This window comes from Paractinoplanes pyxinae, assembly GCF_026626335.1.
Classification (GTDB): domain Bacteria; phylum Actinomycetota; class Actinomycetes; order Mycobacteriales; family Micromonosporaceae; genus Actinoplanes; species Actinoplanes pyxinae.
In genome coordinates, this window is the sequence record NZ_JAPNTZ010000009.1 from 172,013 (window position 1) to 191,007 (window position 18,995).

Consider the following 18,995-nt stretch of genomic DNA (forward strand, 5'->3'; position numbering starts at 1 on the left):
CGGCGATAAAAGGGCTCGCGCCTCGCGCAGTCGTTAGCAATCCATTCGTCGCAGCCGCGGTGCGCAACCTCTATTGCCTCACGCCACATCGGAGGATGCCGATCTGCGTACTCCGCTCGTATTGGCGCGTGATTTTGCAGCGAACTAAACGAACGATTCGACAGAGAGTATTCCTCGTGAAAAAGGTCACCCTCACCCCGCAATCTTCCCCGTCGGTGAGGCCGGTCGCGCCCGGGTTGGCTTTGGTGTCCCTCGCGCTGGCGCAGGCCATCGCCGCGGCGAACTTCAGCATCGTTTATGTGGCGCTGCCGAGTATTGGCCGCGACCTTGATTTCAGCTCCACCGATCTCCAGTGGGTCGCATCGGCCTACACGCTGATGGTTGGCGGCTTCCTGATGCTGGCCGGACGAGCCGTGGACCTTCTCGGCAAGCGCCGTCTGCTCTTCACCGCGCTGACAGTTTTCGGAGCATCCAGTCTGGTGAGCGGGTTCGCCGCCTCCCAGGCAATGTTGATAGCCGGCCGCGCCGGACAGGGCTTGGGCGGGGCCATGCTGACCCCGGCGGTACTGGCGCTCTTGAACGCCACATTCCCCGACGGTCGTGAGCGCCACCGTGCCTACGCTGTCTGGGGTGGCGCAGGCTCCGCCGGCGGCGCCATCGGCCTCGTCCTGGGGGGAATGCTGACCGCGGCGCTGTCCTGGCACTGGGTGATGCTGGCCAATGTTCCCGCTGTGGCCGCAGCGATGATCGTGTCGGCGCAGGCGTTCCCCCGAGACCCTCACCCCGGACGTGGCAGACGCGAACTCATCCGTCGCTTCGACATCCCCGGTGCGGTCACCATCACGTTGACCGCCTTGTTCCTGGTTTTCGGACTGATCCAAGGTTCCGCTGCGGGCTGGGCGTCCCCGGTTGTACTCGTGGCCTTCGCGGGCGCGCTGGTAGCAGCGGTATCGTTGATTGCCGTTGAACGACGCCAAGCCGATGCGCTGTTACCGTTCGCCCTGTTGAGGCGGCGTTCATTGCTGGCCGGCATGTTCGTCGCGTTCGTCTTCTACGCGATCTTCGGTTCCCAGCAGTATCTGCTCAACCTCTGGCTGCAGACCGTCAAGGGCTGGGACGCCTTCGCGGCAGGGCTGGCGGCGCTACCCCTGATGATCGCCACGGTAGCCACGGCCCGGTTCGCCCACCAATTCGCGCGCCTGCTCGGTTTACGTTGGACGATCACCACCGGTCTGCTGCTCGGCGGCGTCGGGCTCATGCTCATCGGTATTCCACTCCACGAGCACGGAGACTACGCGTCCGTGATACTGCCGGGACTGGTAGTTCTGGGACTCGCGCAAGGGATGACGTACGCGACGTTGTGGATGGTCGCAACGGCCGGCATCGACAGCGCCCGCGCGGGCGTCGCGACCGCCCTCACCTCCACAGTTCAATCGATCGGCTCACCCATCGGCTTGGCAGTCTTAGTCGCCGTCGCCACCACGGGTCTACCGGCCGATGCGACCGCCCACGCGGTAAACGCTGGCCTTCGCTGGGCCACCATCACAGCCGGCGTCGTATCCATGGCTTCGGCGATTATTTCCTATGCCCTAATTCCAGGCAGTGCACCGCGGCCAAGAAGCCACGCGTGACCGCGGTCCCGTACCAGCGCATCCCGGAGAATGCACAACTCCACTCCAGCAACAAGAATCACTGGGCTGTCTATGTGGGCTGACTCTCAGTCAATGTTAGTTCCACGATGGACACCACCACCCATCATCCCATCATCGCCGACGCGATTCGGCCGCTGCCCCACCGAGCGCAACCTCCGGCAGGCAATAGCCTCGCCGAGCCGGCGTTCATTAGTCGACAGCGCAGATGGAAGCACACACTGTGCGCCGAAGCGGCCAGAAGTAGGCGCTGCCCAACACTGGCGCTGCCGCCTCTGAACATGAAGCAAGCCTGACCCAAAGGTGCGGTCCGGCTGTGCTTTCTCACCGGAGCAGATCAGGAGTAGGTCGTGGAACGACACTGTGAACCGCCGGAGTTGTCACCGGATGAAACCGAAGCTTGGGCGACGCTGTCATGGCTGATGTTCGAGCTACCCGGCAGGCTCGAGGCCCAGCTGCGGCGCGACAGCGGCCTCTCGCTCTTCGAGAACCGCGTACTCGCCAGCCTCGCGACGGCACCTGAGCGGCGAATGCCGATGAGCGACCTGGCGACCTTCGTCAGCGGCTCACTCTCGCGGCTCTCGCACCTTGTTAAACGCTTGGAAGAGCGCGGCTGGATCCGCCGTGAACCCAGCGCGGGCGACGGCCGCTTCGTCGATGCCATCCTTACCAACGTGGGCCTCGCCGTCGTCCAGCAGGCCACCCCCGCCCACCTGACGGCCGTCCGCCAGCATGTCTTCGACGCGCTGCACCCTCGGCAAATTCTCCAGCTGCGCGATATCGGCCATCAGATCGCCAACCACATCGAGCCGGAGCATGCCATCGAGATGGCCTTGACAGCTCAGCGGCCCAAGCGGAGCGCACGAAAGTCGTAGTCTGATCCCGGGCACCCGCGCGCCACCCAGGGCCGTCGTCAACGTGAGGCCTTGCGCTTCTCATCGACCCCCCATGGCCAGTCCTCCTCGGCCCTCCCTGATCGTCCTGCATGTCCAGGAATGGCCGGCCTGGGCCAGAACGCGTCCTCCGCTCACCCCGTTGGTATTACTGCCTGCCGGTTGGCCAACTGATACGCGCACTGGCTCGGTAGCCCACCACCTGCCTACATTCGGATCACATACCGATGTCGTCGACCTAATGAGGAATACGCGGCTTCCTCTCGTAGGTTGCTGAGGACACGCTCCAATGGCTGTTTCTCTCCGCCTTCTTCCGCTGCCACGAATCCCGGCGGGATACCTGTAGTCGGGCGAGATCTGTCGCGATCTGAGCGATCACGGGCGGCCCGCGCTGTCTGTCGCCAGGCCACCTTGTCCGCCGTGCTGCTCGTCGAGAGCTGCACCCGCCCACGTTGGCTACTTGACCAGCAACCTTTGCCGTGCGAACCGGCGTCGGCGCGCAGCCGACCCACAGATGCCGAAAAACCTAGTTTCGACGTATCGCCGATTCGTCCGAGGCCCAGCTAGGAAGACGAGTTCTGAGGCAATCATGAGATCGCGAAAGGGCGGTCTAGGATCAGAAATGAAAGGGACCGAGTCGCCCCCAGACCACGACCGCGGCCAGAACGAACAACAGCACATTCACCGCGATCATCTGGGCTTCGCGTCGGCGTGCGTGGGTGATGGCGGCGCCGACCATCAGCAGGGCCACGCCCAGCGCCGCGAGCGGCACCAAAATCGGAGCGATGTCCACAATAGCGGGAAGCAATAGACCAACCGCCGCAAGCACCTCCAGTACACCAATTGCCTTAACCGCAGTGGGACTTAAGTTCCCCAGCTGCCCTGTACCGGACGCTGAAGGGTTCTTCAACGGCTGACGCAACTTCGTGATGCCGGCGGCGAGGAACACAGCGGCAAGGACCACCGCGATGATCCAGAGGATGACGTCCATGGTTGGCGAACTCTCCTATTCAAAACTTGAAGTAAGCGGGACAATCCTTGGCGAGTTACAAATCGTCGGAAGTTGGGCTCTGACGTCCGATCTACGAAGCGGTGATTCCCGCGAGATCCGTCGGCACGACATTGAGCAACGGCGAGCTCAAGTCACATCGGTCCGACGCCGCACGCGGGAGGCGGACCGGTGCAGCGCCGCCGATATTCAAAGCTGGGCCGGCTGTCAGATTTGAGCAGCCAACGCCCTCGCGGATCCGCGAGGGCGCGGCGGCAAGGGGCCGTTTGGTGGAGGCCACGGGGGAGGCTCGCGGCTGCGTTGACGAGTCCCGGTGTCTGGTGATCACACGCTAGTCAGCGTGCGGTAAGTGCACGTCCGTTGCTGGTCGCCGTTTTGTGCATTCCGCCGCGGCCAGCGATAACCGGTCGAGGCGAGTCGCAGCCGGCCCTCTGGGGCGGCCTATCTCCGGCGTGGCGCATCCAGCCGGTCTCCGTCGTGAGCGGGAACCCGTGCGCCCCAATGGAATCTGCACGACGGCTTTCGAGGTGTTTACTGGTTGTCATATGACGGGACCCCGCCGGGCAGTCCGGTCGGGTAAATCATGGTCGCGACAGGCGAACTAGCCGTCGGTATTTCGCGGTCATGCACCGATGACACCAGAGCGGTGTGAATAAAACGTCGATGCGGAATTGATGGACGAGCTGTTCCGGGTGCCGCAGATTCGGCCGGGCCGAGGGTTCCCAGCACACCCGGCGTGCCCGTGTACTCACTCGAGGTTGCAAGCAACGGTGTCTTGGAGTTTGGTCGCCGCAGGTGAAGTCCTGCCCTTTGCTGCTTGCGGGATCGGCACCTTTGCCGGAGCCGACGGCACGGCCGGACCGCAAGACTCTGGGCGAGGCCGCTGGTTGACTCACTCGGCTGGAGTCATTGGCGGGTGCTCGGCCCTGGCTGCTGTCGAGATCCCTTGCGCGCGCACAGAGCCGAGGGACGTGAGCCGAATCATCCGACCAGGCTCGACACGGTGACCGCGTTGTCCGCGGGGTGGGGCCGACCGCCCCCTGGCGAAGACGGGAGCGGCCGGCCCTGCGATGAACTGGCTGTTGACGGTTGACTGGGAAGCACGCGACGACGGTCACAGGGGTCCCAGGTGCCGTTTCCGCGTCCGCCCCTGTCAGCGACGTCCGTGCCGGGCTCAGCAGTGGTGCCGAGTCGAGACTGCTCCCCGCCATGCTGCCGTCTTTCGGGCATGACAGCGTCACACGTCACAAGGGGAAAGGTTTGCGCGTTTAGGGGCCTTCGTGGATGATCCGAACCATCAATTTCTACGGCCGTAGAAAGAGGGTGGGCTTGCGATGAGTGCAGACGCCTTGGTCTTGTCACCGGTGCGGTTCGCGTTGCTGGGCCCGCTGCGGGCCTGGCGCGACGGCCAGGAGCTGGATCTCGGCGTGCCGCAGCAGCGCGCCGTGGTGGCGCTGCTGGTCTTGGCCGAGGGGCGGCCGATGCCGATGGAAGTGCTGATTGACGAACTGTGGGGATCAGCGCCGCCGCGCGACGCGGCGGGAACCATCCGCACCTACGTTTCACGATTGCGGAAACAGTTTGCTCTGGGTGACGGGCAACCGCTGACTGATCCAATCCCGTTGGTCGGCGGCGGCTACACGCTGCACCACGACCCTGAACTGGTGGATCGGACCCACTTCGCCCGCCAGGTCCAGCAGGCGGTCAAGGCCCGTGATGAGGGAGATGCGCAGGCCGCTCTAAGCATGCTCGAGGGTGCTGTGAAGCTGTGGCGGGGCACGCCGCTAGGCGGCGCCCGGGGCGGGTTCGTCGACGGGCAGCGCCGCCGGCTGACGCAGGAGTTGTGGGCGGCCAGGATGCTGCGGTTCGAGCTGGAGCTGGAGCTGGGCCGTCATGATCGGCTGTTGACCGCGCTCGGCGTGGCGGTGGAGGAACGCCCGTACGACGAGCAGGTGCGTAAGTTGCAGATGCTCGCTTTGTACCGTTCCGGGCATCAGGCCGATGCCTTGACGGCTTACCGCGACGCGCGTCAGCTGATGTCCAGCGAGCTCGGGGTCGAACCGGGCCCGGAATTGACCGAGCTGCATCGGCAGATCCTCACCGGTGATCCGGCACTGATGGCTTACCAGAGGTCGGTGGATGATCCGCGGGCTGCGCATGACCCGAGCAACGCCGCGCGAGCAGCGGTGTGGCAGCGGCCCGCGCAGCTTCCGGCGGTTGCGCCGCTGGTGGGCCAGCGTGGCGTTGTCGATGACCTCGTGGCGTGTCTGACCGGCGAGCGGCAGGGGTGGATCCCGGCTCTGGTCGGGCTCGGTGGTTCAGGGAAGACGACCCTGGCGCTGGCGGCCGCGCACTTGGCGGCCGGCTACTTCCCCGACGGGCAGGTATTTGCCGATCTGGGCGGTCGCAGGCGGGTACCGCCGCAAGCGCGCGATCTGCTGGGAACGTTGCTCGCGGGGCTGGGCATCGCCGAGCGTGAGCTGCCCAGCTCCGTGGACGCCCGGGCGGCATTGTGGCGCAGCCTGACCACGGGCCGGCGCGTGCTGATCGTGCTCGACGATGCCGCCAGCGCGGAGCAGGTTCGGCCGCTGCTGCCCGGCGGTTCGCAGGCGGCGGTCATGCTGACCGCGTCACGGCGGCTGATCGGCCTGTCCGATGTAGGCTGGGTTCCGATACCGCGGCTGAGCCAGGCTGATGCGGTGGATCTGCTGGGCTTGGTGGCCGGTCACGAGCGGGTGCAGGACGAGCTTTATGACGCGTTGCGGCTGGTGGAGTTGTGTGCCCGGCAGCCCTTGGCGGTCCGGGTGGCAGCCGACCGGCTCCGCGCCCGCCCGGCGTGGCCGATTACCGAGATCATCGAGCAGCTAGAGGCCGATTTCCGGGCGCCGGTGGTGATGCACGAAGACTGCGAGGTCGTCGACGAGCCGCTGCGCCGGTCGATGCATCGTCTCTCAGCGTCGCACGCGCACGCGTTCCTGGTGTTGTCGGTGGCAGCCGACGCCGATATCACGGTGCCCCTGGCCGCGGCGCTGCTGCAGTGGGACGAACGCGCCGTGTCGGGGGCGCTGGAGGCCCTCACGGACGCGTTCCTCGTCTATACCCCTGCCCGGCACCTCTATCGGTACACCACTCTGGCCGCGGCGTTCGCCCGCCGCCGCCACCTCCTGCAAGAAGGCTATGACGAGCATCAGAGGCTGCTGCGGCGGCTCGCCGCGATCCGCGCCCAACTGGCCGGCTCTCCGCAGCAACGGCGTGTTCTGCAGGCGGCGCACCGCCCATGACCGCACGCATCGATCACGACAAACGCCGACGAGAGCTGGCCGCGACCATGATGACGATCATCGCCGAAAGCGGCATGGAAAGCGCCACCATGCGTCAGATCGCCCAGCGCGCCGGCTACGCCAACGGCGCGCTGGCCCACTACTTCCGCGACAAGAACGAACTGAATCGCGAAACCTTCCGGTACATCTTCTCCTCGACCATGCACCGCATCGACACCAACGCGGCCGGCTTGACCGGTCTCGCCGCGCTGCGGGTCTTCTGCATCGAGATGGTGCCCTGCGACGACATCAAACGCGAAGGAGCCCGTGTAGTGATCCCGTTCTGGCAGCGGGCCCTGCACGACGACCAACTGGCCGCGGAGTTCCAGTCGGCGTTTCGGCAACTACGCCACCGCGCGTCGGACTACCTGCGCCAGGCCCTGCACGACGGGGAACTGCACACCCTCGACGAGGCCGCCGCGCTGGACCGGCTCAGCGTCACGATCTACGGCTTACTGGTCTTGGCGGTGCTCAGTCCCGCCGAGCTCAGCGCGGACCGGCAGATCTGGCTGATCGATGACCTCCTGGACGCCCTCCGGCACGCCCGTCCCGCAGGCGGCACCACCACATCGGCGTCCGGCTCCCCTCGCGGGTGAGAATCAGCCGCGGCTCCTGCGCCCGAACGCAAGCGGCAGACCGGCTGATCACCTCGTCCTGGGCGTGTCGGTTGACTCTCCCCCGGGGGGAGAGCGCAGCCTGGACTTCATGACTGATCGGTTGTCCATCGGCGACTTCGCCCGGATGACGTTGCTGAGCGTCAAGACGCTGCGGCGATACCAGGAACTGCACGTGCTCGAACCGGCCGCGGTCGATCCGTTCTCCGGCTACCGCTACTACTCGGCGGCGCAGGTACCGGTGGCGCAGGTCGTACGCCGATTCCGCGACCTGGGCATGCCCCTGGCCGAGCTACGCGACCTTGTCAACGCCCCGGACCTGGCCGCCCGGAACCGGACAATTGCGGCGCACCTGCAGCGGATGGAAGACCAGCTCGACCAGACACGCGCCACGGTGGCGTCGCTGCGCCGATTAATGCAGCAACCCCCGCCCGCCGAGCAGGTGAGCTTCCGCACCGTACCGGCTAGCTGGGCCCTGGCAGCACGCGCACGGGTGGGTGAGCAGGCCGGTCTCGGCTGGGTCGAACACACCCACCAGCAGCTGCGGTCGGCATTGACGGCACTCGGCGGCCACCGTGCCGGACCTGACAGCGCCACCTTCGCGCCGGAACTCTTCGAGTCCGACGAAGGCGAGATCGTCGCCTACCTTCCGACCACCGACCGTCTCGAGGCGACGCATCCTGACGTGGAAGTCATTCAGATCCCGGCCGGCGAGTACGCGGTCGTGCTGCACGACGGCCCAGTCGCGGACCTCGACCAGGCTTACGCCGCGCTGGGCCGCGTCGTCGCTGAGCGTTCCCTCGGTGTGGCCGGTCCACTGCGCGAACATTATCTGGTCAGCGCCCTCGACACGTCCGACGAAGCGCGGCACCGCACCGAAGTCGGCTGGCCCGTGTTCCGCACCGCCGCAACCGAATAGCCACCCCGCCACGCCCATCCAGCACTGGTCGGCTTCGACCAGGCTCATGATCTCGTCCAGGCGCCGGTTCATCCGCCACCGTTCGCATCGTCCGGGCTTCGGGTGGTCGGGGCCGCTGCAGGCGGGGCAGTCAAGCCAGGCTGGGGCGGCGTGCAGTCGGCGCAGGTCGGGTGGGTCAGGGTTCCCGCGGCGATCGGGGCAAGACGTGTGCAGCGTGAGCAGGTCACTGCTCGGCGTTGGCAGGCCCATGCGAGTTTCTGCTGATAGCCGCCCTGGCGGCAGCATTGGTTGACTGCTGACACGATCGTCTCCCGCTCGATGCGGGGATCGAGTTCGGCGACAACGCGGTGGATCACCGAGATGGGATCGCGCTGGTCGACGTCGCAGCATTGAGGGCATCGTGGCTGCCCATCGCGGTCGATGATCTTCACGCGTTTGGTCTTCCCGCATCCGGCGCAGGCAGCCCGGCGGTGTTCGCAGGAGTTGCAGTACCAGTCCTGGCCTTTGCGGGTGAAGGTCTGCAGGGGTTTGCCGCATCCGGCGCAGGACGGCGCTGAAATCGCCGTCGTCCCGGTCGCGCGTAGCGCTGTCAGCAATTCACCGACCGCGCGTGGTGCCGGAGACCGGCCGTCGAGCAAGACTGCGGGCCGCGCAGCCAGGGCGGCGGCGAGCCGCCGCGTCTTCGCCCGCCCGCCGGCGACTGCGGTGACGGCCGACTGGATCCGGTCCGGCGCCAGGCTCGGGTCCGCGGCGGCGACGAGACCCGTGATCAGACCGACCGGGTCGCTGATCGACCGGTCCTGGTCTGTCGTGGTCATTGAGGGCCTGACAGCGTCGGAGGAGCCCCGCGATCTCGTCGGAAATTTTGTCGCGCGCCGGCACGGTACGGTTCGTCGGTGTGCGATCGCGTCAAGAGCAGACAGCGCCCGCCGAAGGCGAACGGGCACCGGTTTCACGGAGACCCGGATCGTTTCCAATTACTGGCCGAGTTCATCGGTGAGCGCTTCGGTAACTCGGTCGAGTACGTTGCCGACGTGGCCGGCGGTCAGGGGATGCTGGCGCGGGAGCTGCGGAAGCGCCTGAACTACCGGGTAGAAGTCGTGGATCCGCGCGGGTGGACGCTCAAAGGTGTCGAGTCACGCGCCGTTCCCTACCTGGCGAAAGATGCTTCCTATTACGATCTCGTCGTTGGTCTTCACCCCGACCAGGCGCTACGCGAGGTCGTTCACTCGGCGCTGCGCACAGCGACCGTCATCGTCCCGTGCTGCAACTTCTGGCGAGACGACCAACGACTCGGCCGGGATGCCTTGGCCGAGTCGATCGTGGGATGGTTCGAGCAGAACCATGTTCGTTACGAAAGAGTCGAGTTTCCCTTCAAGGGGCCGCAGAATCTCGGCTTCGTGACGGCGCCTCCGGAAGCCCATTGACAAGCCTGGCGCCGCCGCAGCCATGGCTGCCTGCGAATGTACGGACCACATCTGGTCGACGCCGTGAGCTCGTAGTAACGCGGCGAGCAGCTCACTCTCATGGCCGATGTGAGTTCAGCGCATGTCAGGACGAAGCCATTTCCCCAAACTGCTCGGTATGCGACTCTCGCACCAGTTGTTAGATTCTACACACCAAGATTGATCTGGATCGGGGAATCACCGCGTGCAGGCAAGGGAATAGGATACCTTCGTTGGCATGTCAAACTTCACTATTCCTCAGACTACAGACTTTTTAATTCACTTTTGTGACCGTCGCGGACACCTCACGGTAGACAAGGTGCCTCATGAGATTGTTCAAATGTCCCCGCAGCAACGGCTTTCGTCGATTCTTGCAACGGGGGAGATTCGTGCCTTTCCTCAACATTACGGAGGCCGTCCAGTAGTGTGTTTCTCCGAGGCCGGGCAAGACTTGGACCACGCCCGATTTCTTTTCGAACGATGCGAGGTCGCACCTTGGGGGATCGGGTTCAAGCGGGAGCGGCTGGCAAGGGATGGTGCCGGCCCAGTAGTCTCGTTGACATCGGCGGCCGACGAGGGTCTCATGAAGCTTCTGTCGGATGCGCCTTCTTCGTTCGGCACTGATACCATTCGATCGTTTTGCTCCCTCTACGTTCCAAGCCAACCATTGCGGAGAAATCCATCTGATTGGTTATGGTATCGGGAATGGCGCCTGCCGGTCTCAAATGAGGATCACGCATCGTGGCTAATTCCGCCTCGCGGTGACCAAATGGTGATTATTGTCGGAGACCCAACCTGGACGCCCGCATCATCCGGTTCTGAATAACTTCCCGACCTGTGGAATAGGGCGCAAGTTCTTTGCTGGAACTCGGCCGAACGATCGTTTGATCCCGTAGATAAGTAAGCTTGGGAAAGCACACTCTCATGCCGAGATCAGTGCATTCGATCACGCCAGCCGGGCCGCTCGGCCCCTTGCTGCTCGGGTTGCGTTCTTCGCTTTAGCCGCTGTTGGTGGGTGGGGAGGTCGACGTTCACTGACCGGCAGCTTGTAGCCCGGCCTGCTTGCATATGTCCGTCAGTCCGATGCTCGCTATTGCTGCTGGTTTGACATTCGGGTCCGCAGGCGGAGAGCGGTCGGACCTATTCGGCGGCTGCAGCGAAGGTTTCTACGTGCGCGATCGCGCCATTGAGGGCGTCGCGTAGCGGTTCGGGGCGGCGCAAAGTTTGGGTCAGCAGCATGCCGCCCTGCATGGCGGCGATGAGCACGTGGGAGAGTTGCTCCGGGTCGGCGTCGGGCCGCAAGTCGCCGCGGTCGCGCATGGCTTGCAGGCCGTCGCGGAACAGTTTCAGCAGGCGGGTGAATCCGTCGGCGAGGCCGGCTCGCACCTCAGGATCGGATTCGACCAGTTGCCCGGCGAGCGATCCGAATTGGCAGCCGCCGACGTACGCCCGATCTTGTTGGCGCTCCAGCAGTAAGCGGGCCCAGGTGTGCAGCGCGGCGAAGCTGTCGAGGTTGCCTAGAGCGGGCTGGGTGTGGTTGTCCAGGTTGTCCTGCGCCTGCCAGGCCACCACCTCGGCGATCAGGCATCGCTTGTCGTGGAAGTAGTGGGTCATCTGTGAGCCGCTGACCCCGGCCGCTTTACGCACGTCGTCGATCTGCGTGCCGTGCACGCCATGCTCGAGGATTAGGTCGGCTGCCACTTGCAGGATGCGTTCCTTCGTGGCCTGACCCTTCCTGGTCAAGCGCGGCGCGGGCGGACTCGTCGCGGACATGCCCTCAAGGTTAGCCACCGTGGGTCAGCCGACCCGGACACCGAACATGAGGTCTGCCACACCGCCAAGAATGGGTTTGCAATCCCATAAACGACGTACTATTTTTTGGGAGCAGCGACCCAAATATGGAGGACTTCATGGCGGTACCCGTGGTTTTGATCACCGGCGCGCTGACCGGCATCGGCCGTTCCACCGCCGAGGCATTCGCGCGCGACGGCGCCTCAGTCGTGGTGTCCGGTCGTCACCCCGATGCCGGTGACCTGCTGGCGAAGGAACTGAACGGGCTCGGTGCCCGCGCCGAGTTTTTCCGGGCGGATGTGCGCTCCGACGACGACCTGCGTGATCTGGTCGACTTCACCGTCGACCGCTTCGGCCGCATCGATGTGGCGTTCAACAACGCCGGCACCGAAGGCGTCCCCGGACCGATCACTGAGGTCACCGACGACGGGTATGCGAGCGTCTTCGACACCAACGTCCGCGGCACTCTGCTCAGTCTCAAGCACGAGTTTCGTGTCATGAAACAGACCGGCGGCAGCATCATCAACGTCAGCTCCACCTATGGACAGATGGGCTTCCCCGACGCGTCGCTCTATGTCGGCAGCAAGCACGCCATCATCGGCATCACCAAAGGCGTCGCCCTGGAAGGTGCCCGACACAACATCCGGGTCAACGCGGTCGCACCCGGCTTCACCCGGACCGCCATGTACGAACGCGTGACCGGTGCCGACGCCGTGCGCGATGCCGTCAACGCGGTGCTACCGATGCACCGCCCCGGAACGCCGCAGGAAGTCGCAACGGCGGTGCAGTTCCTCGGGTCCACCCAGTCGCAGTACATCACCGGTCAGGTCATCACCCTCGACGGCGGCCTGATGGCGGGCTGGCCACTGTTCCCCGAGAACTAAGCAGCGGACACCGGCGCAGCCCTCGCGCCGACCGCCGCTCCGATATAGCCATCGCACGATCTACACGACCACGACTTTCTCACGCGCACCATGCGGCGCACATGGCGCCGGACGTCGCCAACTCCCTTCACCGACAAAGAGGATTCGATGTATCAGCAGGAACTTAACGGCCTGGTCGCCCTGGTAACCGGCGCCACCAGCGGCATCGGCCGTGCCACCGCCGTCGAACTCGCCCGCCGCGGGGCGCACGTCATTGCCAGCGGCCGTGACCACGCCCGAGGCGCGCGGCTGATTGAGGAGATCAGGGCCGCCGGTGGTAAAGCCGACTTCGCCGCAGTCGACCTCGCCGACGAGCGCGCCGCGCGTGAACTCGCCGCCACCACGACGGAACTCGGCGGCGGCCGGGTCGACATCCTGATCAACAACGCCGGGATCTTCCCGTTCGGCCCGACTCACCAGACCACCCCGGAGGACTTCGACCGGGTGTACGGGATCAACGTCAAGGCGCCGTACTTCCTGGTCGCGGCACTTGCTCCCGCGATGGCCGAGCGCGGTGACGGAGCGATCGTGAACGTGTCGACTTTCGGAGCGCAACGCGGGACTCCGATCTCCAGCCTGTACGGGTCGACCAAAGCAGCCATCGAGTCCCTGACCCGCTCTTGGGCGGCCGAATTCGGCGGCCGCGGTGTACGCGTCAACGTGGTGGCACCCGGCCCCACGATCACCGAGGGAACCACCGCGGGCGGCGACGACATGATCAAAATGCTGGCGGCTCAAACTCCGGCGTAGCGCCCAGCGACTGCCGACGAGGTCGCCTCCGCCATCGCCTTCCTCGCCGGTCCGCAATCGAGCATCGTGCACGGCGCCGTACTCGCCGTCGACGGCGGTCGCAACGCCGTCTGACGCCTGCTCCCGACTACATGGCCGGCCGACCGCCGTCCAGCGGCATGACGGCGGTCGTACCGGGGCCACTACTTCGCAGCAATGCCGCTGCATACGGAGGGTCAACGGCCGGATGTGCTGCCCGAAGCAGCAGCGGCATCCGCCGCGATAATCCGGCGACCGCGGGTCAGACAACTCGCCGGCTGACCTGCTCCCTGCTCCCAATCGGATGACCGCCTCTGCGGGCCTCGACGAGTCCAGAACCATCTAGGCCGAACGTCCCTACCATCCGGTCATGCCGCTGACAACGCGCGGAGCGGAGCGCCATGTGACTGCCGAGGCGCCGGGCGGCGTGTGTCGCTCGCGGAGAAACCTAACGATTGGACCGCCGCCCGGTCGTTACAGGATAGACGGCAAGGTGCCCGGGTCGCATCGGTGCTTCGCCGGTGCGGTAGGGGTAGCAAGTGAGCAGTTCACTTGCCTGCGCCTCTCGTTCGCCGTCGCGCTCGCCCGGGCCATCAGCAGAGGCACCGACGCGCCGGAAAGGACATTCGGCCATCATCGGCACCGACGTGCCCCGCAGATACAGTACGGGCGTCACTCGATGGCGCAGGATCCGGTCCGACCACTATCGGTCTGTCGTGAGTGCTGGTAGGACGAGATGAGTGGACGACGATGCTGACGCTGCGCTGATCCGGCTGCAGCGGCACCTCGGGGTGACTCTGGGCGTCTTACCCGTAAGTCAGTGGCGGCGCTTGGCCGATCAAGGCGGCGCCCGGGTTCTCGTGTACCTCGCCGAGGGTGCCCGCGATGACTTCGCCCAGGACCGCGATGAACAAACGTCGTTGGCGGCCAGAGCCAGGGGCGTGAGGTGGTGTCCGCCAGCCGGGCCTCTCAGGAGAACCGGGCCGCGTATGTCCATGTCCGGCGGCTTCAGGAATCGGGGCCGCGAGCGCGCGACGCGGCCGTCTACATCTGTTTGATCGGCATGCAGGGGCGCCAACATAAGGGCCCCGCCCGGTGTCACCTTTAGGATCGTCAATACCTCGTATTGCGGTCGACCATCTTTCAGTCGGTCGGCTGCGTGACGTGTTCGCAACTGCGGCTCCGGCACCGCACCCGGTCAGGGGTTGATGGTTGTCCGTTCGCATCGACCGGGAAGCAGCGCGTCGTCGGATGGCTCGTAGGGGAGCGAACGGGGCGCGCCGGCGCGGAGGCCGTCGAGTGCGATGGCGTTGATTCGGGCGCGGGCCTGGGTTGCCATGCCGACGAGGTCGTCGCGGCCCTGCCGGCGCAGCTGGTCGATCATCGGAGACTTGCCGAGTTGCTCGATGGGCAGGTGTAGATCAGTTCTGGTCACGTCGGTGCGTAGTACACCGGTCGCGTGTGCTCGGGCTATGAGTGCGTCGACGGCCAGGTCGCAACCACCGGGTTGTGGACCGCGGTGTCGGTGGGCGCGCTCGCCGGGGTCATCGCGGTAGCCGGTCGCGCACTCGCCGGCTGGCTCTGCTCGTCGATCTCAGCAGTCAGAACCGCTGAAATTTGGCCGTCCGGTTCACCTGCCAGGTCGTCGAGCGAGGTGTCCTCGACGGTGACCTGCTGCAGCCCGGAGGTGCGCAGGACTACGACCGCGACGCTATGGGCATCGACCGGATCGGTCTTGCGGCCTTGGCCGGTGCTGAACACGCGGGCCCGGGCGGACAGTTTCGCCGGCACGTCTACGACGGTTTCACCGTCGGCGACCAAGCGTTGGGCGACGTGCCGGCCGATGCCCTTGCAGCCCTCGACCGCCCACTGGCGGTCAGCGTATTTGCGGCCGGCGGCGAGCATCGCCTGGTAGCCGTCCCGGTCGGTGCCGAAACGGCCCTGGGCCAGGGTTCGTTCCCGCTCGTTGATGACCTCAATGGTTGCGGACCGCTTGTGCGGATCCACCCCGATGATGACCCGAGCCACCTGCTGATCTCCTCCCTGGTTCCGACATGGATGTCGGCGGGAGGGCAGCGCTACTTCGAGCTGGGCATACCCCTGACTTGTTGAATTTTGGTCAGGCGCGATGGGTCTGCAGCCCGTAGCGTCAGGGCGCCGGTCGGCACTGGCTCGCATACCCCTTGCCGCCCTCGGGCTGGCTCATCAAGAGCGTGCCGACGCTGGCCGGCGCCCGGCCGTGGCGTGGCTCAACAGAGGCGTGCTCAAGGATTTCTTCAAGTCAGGCTGCCCGCCACGGCGATCTCCCCTGTTCGCCTGGTGGAAGGTTCCAGCTCTCCGTGATCACGATCGGTATCGACCCGCACAAGTCCTCCCTGACGGCCGTCGCGCTCGACGAAACCGGAAAAACGTTGGGCTCGCGGAGGGTCACCGTCAACACCGCGGCGTTCAAGACGCTGACCGGTTGGGCCGCTTGCTGGCCGCAGCGCCGCTTCGCTGTCGAGGGCGCCGCCGGGCTGGGGCGCGGCATCGCTCAGTTGCTGGCCGCCGCCGGCGAAGACGTTGTGGACGTGCCCGCCACGCTCGCCGCTCGAGCTCGGCTGCTCGACACCGGCGGAACACGCAAGACCGACGTCGCGGACGCCACCAGCGTTGCGCACGCCGCTATGCGCCGACGACGGTTGCGGCCGGTCGTCGCCGAGAACGACCACACCCGGCTGCGACTGCTGTCCGAACGCCGTGACGACCTGGCCCGAGAACGCGTCCGGCTACTCAACCGGCTCCACGTGGTGCTGCGTGACCTGATCCCCGGCGGCGCGGCACTCGACCTTACCGCCGACAAAGCCGCGACGTTGTGCGCAGTGTCCGGCCGATCACCGCCACCGACAGCTGCCGCCGTGACCTCGCCCGCGACATGATCGTCGACCTGCGCCACATGGACCAACGGCTGACCGCTAACCAAGCCCAGATCCGGCAGGTCCTAGCCGAGACACACTCCACAATCACGGACATGCACGGCGTCGGGCACCTCATCGCCGCCAAAATCCTCGGCCACGTCGGCGACGCCTCCCGCTTCCCGACCGCAGATCACTTCGCCAGCTACGCCGGCACCTCGCCGTTGGAAGCGTCCAGCGGCGAACACCGCCGCCACCGGCTCAACCCCACCGGCAATCGCCAACTCAATACCGCACTACACACCATCGCGCTGGTCCAAGCTCGCGATCCCGGCCCGGGCCGCGTCTATTACCAGCGCAACTCGCCGAAGGCAAAACCCCGGCTGAGGCGAGACGCGCGCTGAAACGACGCCTCACCAACGTCCTCTACCGGCATCTCATCAGAGACCAGATCAACCTAACCACCGCGAGGGGTTGACACACAGAGGCGCTCTGGAGCCTCTCCGCGCCGCGGTGACCAGCGGAGCGCACGCCGAATGAGAGCCACACCAATTACGGTGGGCAGCCGATGTGAGAGCTATCCCGCTGGTCACCTCGACCAAGCCTGGCCGGGCTGCGGTCGTACGACCAGTAAATAAGTAGCCGATGAGAGTGCGTAGATGTCATCACCAGTCGAGTATCAAGTCGCGCCACCACGGATATTCTTTCTCGTCCATCAACGCCTCGTCAATCTCAGTGAGACGCGCCAGATACGCCTCCGCGGCATCGAAGAAGGCATCGCGATAGCCGAGCGCCAAAAGCAGCGGACGCAGAGTGTGCCACCGCCATGACAGGTCAATAAAGGCGGTGACCGATGAGTTGACTTGCGCCACGGCGGTACGAATCGAGTATCTGGGATCCAGCGGCGAACGGACCGCCCACACCTCACCCGAGGGCGCCATGGCTGCCAATGTACGACCCCAGTCGGATCCGAGCCGATAGCCCAGGCGTCCCGAAACGGCGACCTCGGGATCCGTCACCCACTGCACGTCTCCACGCAATTGCAGTCCATCAGGATCTTGCTCGATCGGAACACCGTAAGTAAGCACGAAAACTTTATGCTCGCTCGGAATCGCCCACCGTTCTACGATCTGAGGCAGGCCCATCGATGCGCTAGACGCGTCGACAAGGTCATCGAGGCTTGCGGTGAGGAATTGATGAAATTCTTGCAGTATCTCTCTATCACTCACAGCAGCCTCACTGATCTGCGCCGCACACTTTCATTGCCCTACGCTAACGCGGCCAAGTTCTTCTCGTCACGGTGCGTGTCCGGGGGTCAGGCGCCCGGGGCCACAGCGGGTGCCGGCAGCCGCACGGTGGCGGGGTTGAGCAGGGTGATGCCGCCGGAGCGGTACAGGCTGTCGTGGATGCCGTCGGCGTAGAGCAGGGTGGTCAGATCCGCCCGGGCCTTGGCCACGGGGTGGTTGCGCTGGAAACCACTGGCGGGCCATTACCGGCGCCGAGCGCCGCGCCTGCTACTGGAAAGGCACCGCGCTGGCTCTACAGGGCCACGGCCGGCCCGGCGCCGCGTTCGAGGCGCTACTGAGAGCCGGGCACGACGTACCGAAGAGGTCCGTTACCGCCCCTCGGCCCAGCAACTCACCCGCGAGGTGCTGTCCGCCTCCACTGCCCACGGGCTGACCGGCGTCCGCGGATTCGCCACGCGGGCTCAGTGTATGAGGGCTTGTAGGCCGTTAGCCGGAGGTCAGTCGGTCATCGCTCGAATGGGTACCGGATGGCGTGTTCGGCTGCGGGGTTGGGTCAGAGCCCGGATAGTGAGCGAGCCAAAGCAAGCGCGGCCAGCCGCGGAATTGGAGTCGGTGTTGCATGACTGTTCGCCTGATCGGCCGCGCACTGCTTGCTTTGCTCATGGTGCCGGCGTTAAGCACCATCCTTTGCAGTAGCGATAAAGATTCACACATCGCGGCGATGCTGCCTGCCTCGTCCTCATCGGTCGTGGTATCGGTGGAAGGCGCGATGATCGGATCTTCTGGTTCTGGCGGCCATTCCGGGCGGTTGTATAAAATTCAGCCGCCTGGCTGGATCTGGCGGATTTTCAACGGAGGTGTTGAAAGTCCGGGTGGCGACTGTTCCCCCGGTAGGCCGACTGGTGGTGTCGTGCCGGATGTCGTGACACGGCGCTTCGAACAGTTGAGCATCTGCTTCAGAGGTGTCGCGAAACCCGACCGTCCCGCAAAGCTGCGTATCACGACCCCGGACGGCCGTCAGGTCCAGGCAGCAGGCGACCAGTTCGGCCCTAGGAAAGACCGGAAGTGGAACTTCGAATGGTTCGCCGAGGATGCCGTGGAAGCGTTCCCCCGTCCCGGCGCGTACCGTTTCGCCTTCACCACTTCGAAGAACACCACTACCGGTCGTATCGTGGTCAAGCCGAGTACCGAGCGGAGGGCGAAATTGTCGGGTAGGACGACCGCCCGGGCAGGCACCACGATGATGGTCACCGCATTCGGGCGCCAGCCCGGCTCCCAAATCGCCGCCAGCCTCTACCGTGAAAGTGGCACGGACGGCCCGAAAAATTCGGATATGCGTAGTAGGCATCAGCTGGTGCGAAGCTTGCCGGCGGTGGTCGCTGGTCGGGCTGGAGAGGCAGTGTTGCGTTGGACGGTTACCAAGCAAGATCTGCCTGGTAACTACGTCGTACGCATCGACCCGACCGCTGGAAGCGAGTGTGACTTTTATTCGTGTGACTCCTTTGAGGTCGTTCGTTGAGCCG

The 18,995-nt window shown here is 65.4% G+C and carries 17 protein-coding genes and 1 pseudogene; 11 read left to right on the forward strand and 7 right to left on the reverse strand.

The window, feature by feature from the left end; all coding sequences use genetic code 11:
* The first annotated feature begins 176 nt into the window (after positions 1-176).
* Together OWR29_RS25915 and OWR29_RS25920 are read left to right on the forward strand one after the other, a co-directional pair.
* Positions 177-1,631, forward strand: a complete 1,455-nt coding sequence (locus tag OWR29_RS25915; protein ID WP_267565831.1) for an MFS transporter — start codon at positions 177-179, stop codon at positions 1,629-1,631.
* 368 nt (positions 1,632-1,999) lie between these two features.
* Positions 2,000-2,524, forward strand: coding sequence for a MarR family winged helix-turn-helix transcriptional regulator (locus OWR29_RS25920; protein ID WP_267565832.1), 525 nt, complete (start codon positions 2,000-2,002; stop codon positions 2,522-2,524).
* 634 nt (positions 2,525-3,158) lie between these two features.
* Here the strand turns inward: OWR29_RS25920 and OWR29_RS25925 are convergent.
* Positions 3,159-3,533 (reverse strand): DoxX family protein, encoded by a 375-nt coding sequence (locus tag OWR29_RS25925; RefSeq protein WP_267565833.1) that lies wholly within the window; start codon positions 3,531-3,533, stop codon positions 3,159-3,161.
* Between the two features lie 1,352 nt (positions 3,534-4,885).
* On the opposite strand from OWR29_RS25925, the gene OWR29_RS25930 reads away from it, so the two are divergent.
* From OWR29_RS25930 to OWR29_RS25940, 3 genes are all read left to right on the forward strand, one after another.
* Positions 4,886-6,832 (forward strand): AfsR/SARP family transcriptional regulator, encoded by a 1,947-nt coding sequence (locus tag OWR29_RS25930; RefSeq protein ID WP_267565834.1) that lies wholly within the window; start codon positions 4,886-4,888, stop codon positions 6,830-6,832.
* Positions 6,829-7,467: a TetR/AcrR family transcriptional regulator gene (locus OWR29_RS25935; protein ID WP_267565835.1), complete on the forward strand. Its 639-nt coding sequence runs from the start codon at positions 6,829-6,831 to the stop codon at positions 7,465-7,467. The genes OWR29_RS25930 and OWR29_RS25935 overlap by 4 nt, the downstream gene beginning before the upstream one ends.
* A 121-nt stretch (positions 7,468-7,588) precedes the next feature.
* Positions 7,589-8,404 carry a MerR family transcriptional regulator gene (locus OWR29_RS25940; RefSeq protein WP_267565836.1) on the forward strand — a complete coding sequence of 272 codons (816 nt, stop codon included), beginning with the start codon at positions 7,589-7,591 and terminating at the stop codon, positions 8,402-8,404.
* 68 nt (positions 8,405-8,472) lie between these two features.
* Here OWR29_RS25940 and OWR29_RS25945 read toward each other — a convergent pair whose 3' ends face one another.
* Positions 8,473-9,222, reverse strand: coding sequence for a hypothetical protein (locus OWR29_RS25945; protein ID WP_267565837.1), 750 nt, complete (start codon positions 9,220-9,222; stop codon positions 8,473-8,475).
* A gap of 78 nt (positions 9,223-9,300) precedes the next feature.
* On the opposite strand from OWR29_RS25945, the gene OWR29_RS25950 reads away from it, so the two are divergent.
* Positions 9,301-9,831, forward strand: a complete 531-nt coding sequence (locus tag OWR29_RS25950) for a hypothetical protein (RefSeq protein WP_267565838.1) — start codon at positions 9,301-9,303, stop codon at positions 9,829-9,831.
* A gap of 1,158 nt (positions 9,832-10,989) precedes the next feature.
* Here the strand turns inward: OWR29_RS25950 and OWR29_RS25955 are convergent.
* Positions 10,990-11,622 (reverse strand): TetR/AcrR family transcriptional regulator, encoded by a 633-nt coding sequence (locus OWR29_RS25955; RefSeq protein ID WP_267565839.1) that lies wholly within the window; start codon positions 11,620-11,622, stop codon positions 10,990-10,992.
* A 125-nt stretch (positions 11,623-11,747) separates the two neighbouring features.
* Between OWR29_RS25955 and OWR29_RS25960 the strand changes: the two genes are divergently transcribed.
* Both OWR29_RS25960 and OWR29_RS25965 read left to right on the forward strand, forming a co-directional pair.
* The gene (locus OWR29_RS25960) at positions 11,748-12,524 is read left to right on the forward strand and encodes an SDR family NAD(P)-dependent oxidoreductase (RefSeq protein ID WP_267565840.1); all 777 of its coding nucleotides are present in this window, start codon (positions 11,748-11,750) and stop codon (positions 12,522-12,524) included.
* A gap of 147 nt (positions 12,525-12,671) precedes the next feature.
* Positions 12,672-13,427, forward strand: a pseudogene (locus OWR29_RS25965) (SDR family NAD(P)-dependent oxidoreductase).
* 1,102 nt (positions 13,428-14,529) lie between these two features.
* Here OWR29_RS25965 and OWR29_RS25970 read toward each other — a convergent pair.
* Positions 14,530-14,766, reverse strand: coding sequence for a hypothetical protein (locus tag OWR29_RS25970; RefSeq protein ID WP_267565841.1), 237 nt, complete (start codon positions 14,764-14,766; stop codon positions 14,530-14,532).
* Between the two features lie 35 nt (positions 14,767-14,801).
* The gene (locus OWR29_RS25975; protein ID WP_267565842.1) at positions 14,802-15,359 is read right to left on the reverse strand and encodes an IS110 family transposase; all 558 of its coding nucleotides are present in this window, start codon (positions 15,357-15,359) and stop codon (positions 14,802-14,804) included.
* Between the two features lie 185 nt (positions 15,360-15,544).
* Here OWR29_RS25975 and OWR29_RS25980 point away from each other — a divergent pair, with 185 nt between their 5' ends.
* Positions 15,545-16,249, forward strand: a complete 705-nt coding sequence (locus tag OWR29_RS25980) for an IS110 family transposase (protein WP_267565843.1) — start codon at positions 15,545-15,547, stop codon at positions 16,247-16,249.
* Positions 16,246-16,629, forward strand: a complete 384-nt coding sequence (locus OWR29_RS25985; RefSeq protein WP_267565844.1) for a transposase — start codon at positions 16,246-16,248, stop codon at positions 16,627-16,629. The genes OWR29_RS25980 and OWR29_RS25985 overlap by 4 nt, the downstream gene beginning before the upstream one ends.
* Before the next feature lie 261 nt (positions 16,630-16,890).
* Here OWR29_RS25985 and OWR29_RS25990 read toward each other — a convergent pair whose 3' ends face one another.
* Positions 16,891-17,454: an SUKH-4 family immunity protein gene (locus tag OWR29_RS25990; protein WP_267565845.1), complete on the reverse strand. Its 564-nt coding sequence runs from the start codon at positions 17,452-17,454 to the stop codon at positions 16,891-16,893.
* 86 nt (positions 17,455-17,540) lie between these two features.
* On the reverse strand, positions 17,541-17,681 hold the full coding sequence (locus OWR29_RS25995) for a hypothetical protein (RefSeq protein WP_267565846.1): 141 nt from the start codon (positions 17,679-17,681) through the stop codon (positions 17,541-17,543).
* A 410-nt stretch (positions 17,682-18,091) separates the two neighbouring features.
* Between OWR29_RS25995 and OWR29_RS26000 the strand changes: the two genes are divergently transcribed.
* Positions 18,092-18,991: a hypothetical protein gene (locus OWR29_RS26000; protein WP_267565847.1), complete on the forward strand. Its 900-nt coding sequence runs from the start codon at positions 18,092-18,094 to the stop codon at positions 18,989-18,991.
* Positions 18,992-18,995 lie beyond the last annotated feature (4 nt).

Coding starts and splice junctions, on each gene's coding strand:
- OWR29_RS25960 (WP_267565840.1), top strand. CDS start 11,748: ATGGAGGACTTCATGGCGGTACCCGTGGTTTTGATCACCGGCGCGCTG.
- OWR29_RS26000 (WP_267565847.1), top strand. CDS start 18,092: ATGACTGTTCGCCTGATCGGCCGCGCACTGCTTGCTTTGCTCATGGTG.
- OWR29_RS25935 (WP_267565835.1), top strand. CDS start 6,829: ATGACCGCACGCATCGATCACGACAAACGCCGACGAGAGCTGGCCGCG.
- OWR29_RS25930 (WP_267565834.1), top strand. CDS start 4,886: ATGAGTGCAGACGCCTTGGTCTTGTCACCGGTGCGGTTCGCGTTGCTG.
- OWR29_RS25945 (WP_267565837.1), bottom strand. CDS start 9,222: ATGACCACGACAGACCAGGACCGGTCGATCAGCGACCCGGTCGGTCTG.
- OWR29_RS25925 (WP_267565833.1), bottom strand. CDS start 3,533: ATGGACGTCATCCTCTGGATCATCGCGGTGGTCCTTGCCGCTGTGTTC.
- OWR29_RS25985 (WP_267565844.1), top strand. CDS start 16,246: ATGATCGTCGACCTGCGCCACATGGACCAACGGCTGACCGCTAACCAA.
- OWR29_RS25955 (WP_267565839.1), bottom strand. CDS start 11,622: ATGTCCGCGACGAGTCCGCCCGCGCCGCGCTTGACCAGGAAGGGTCAG.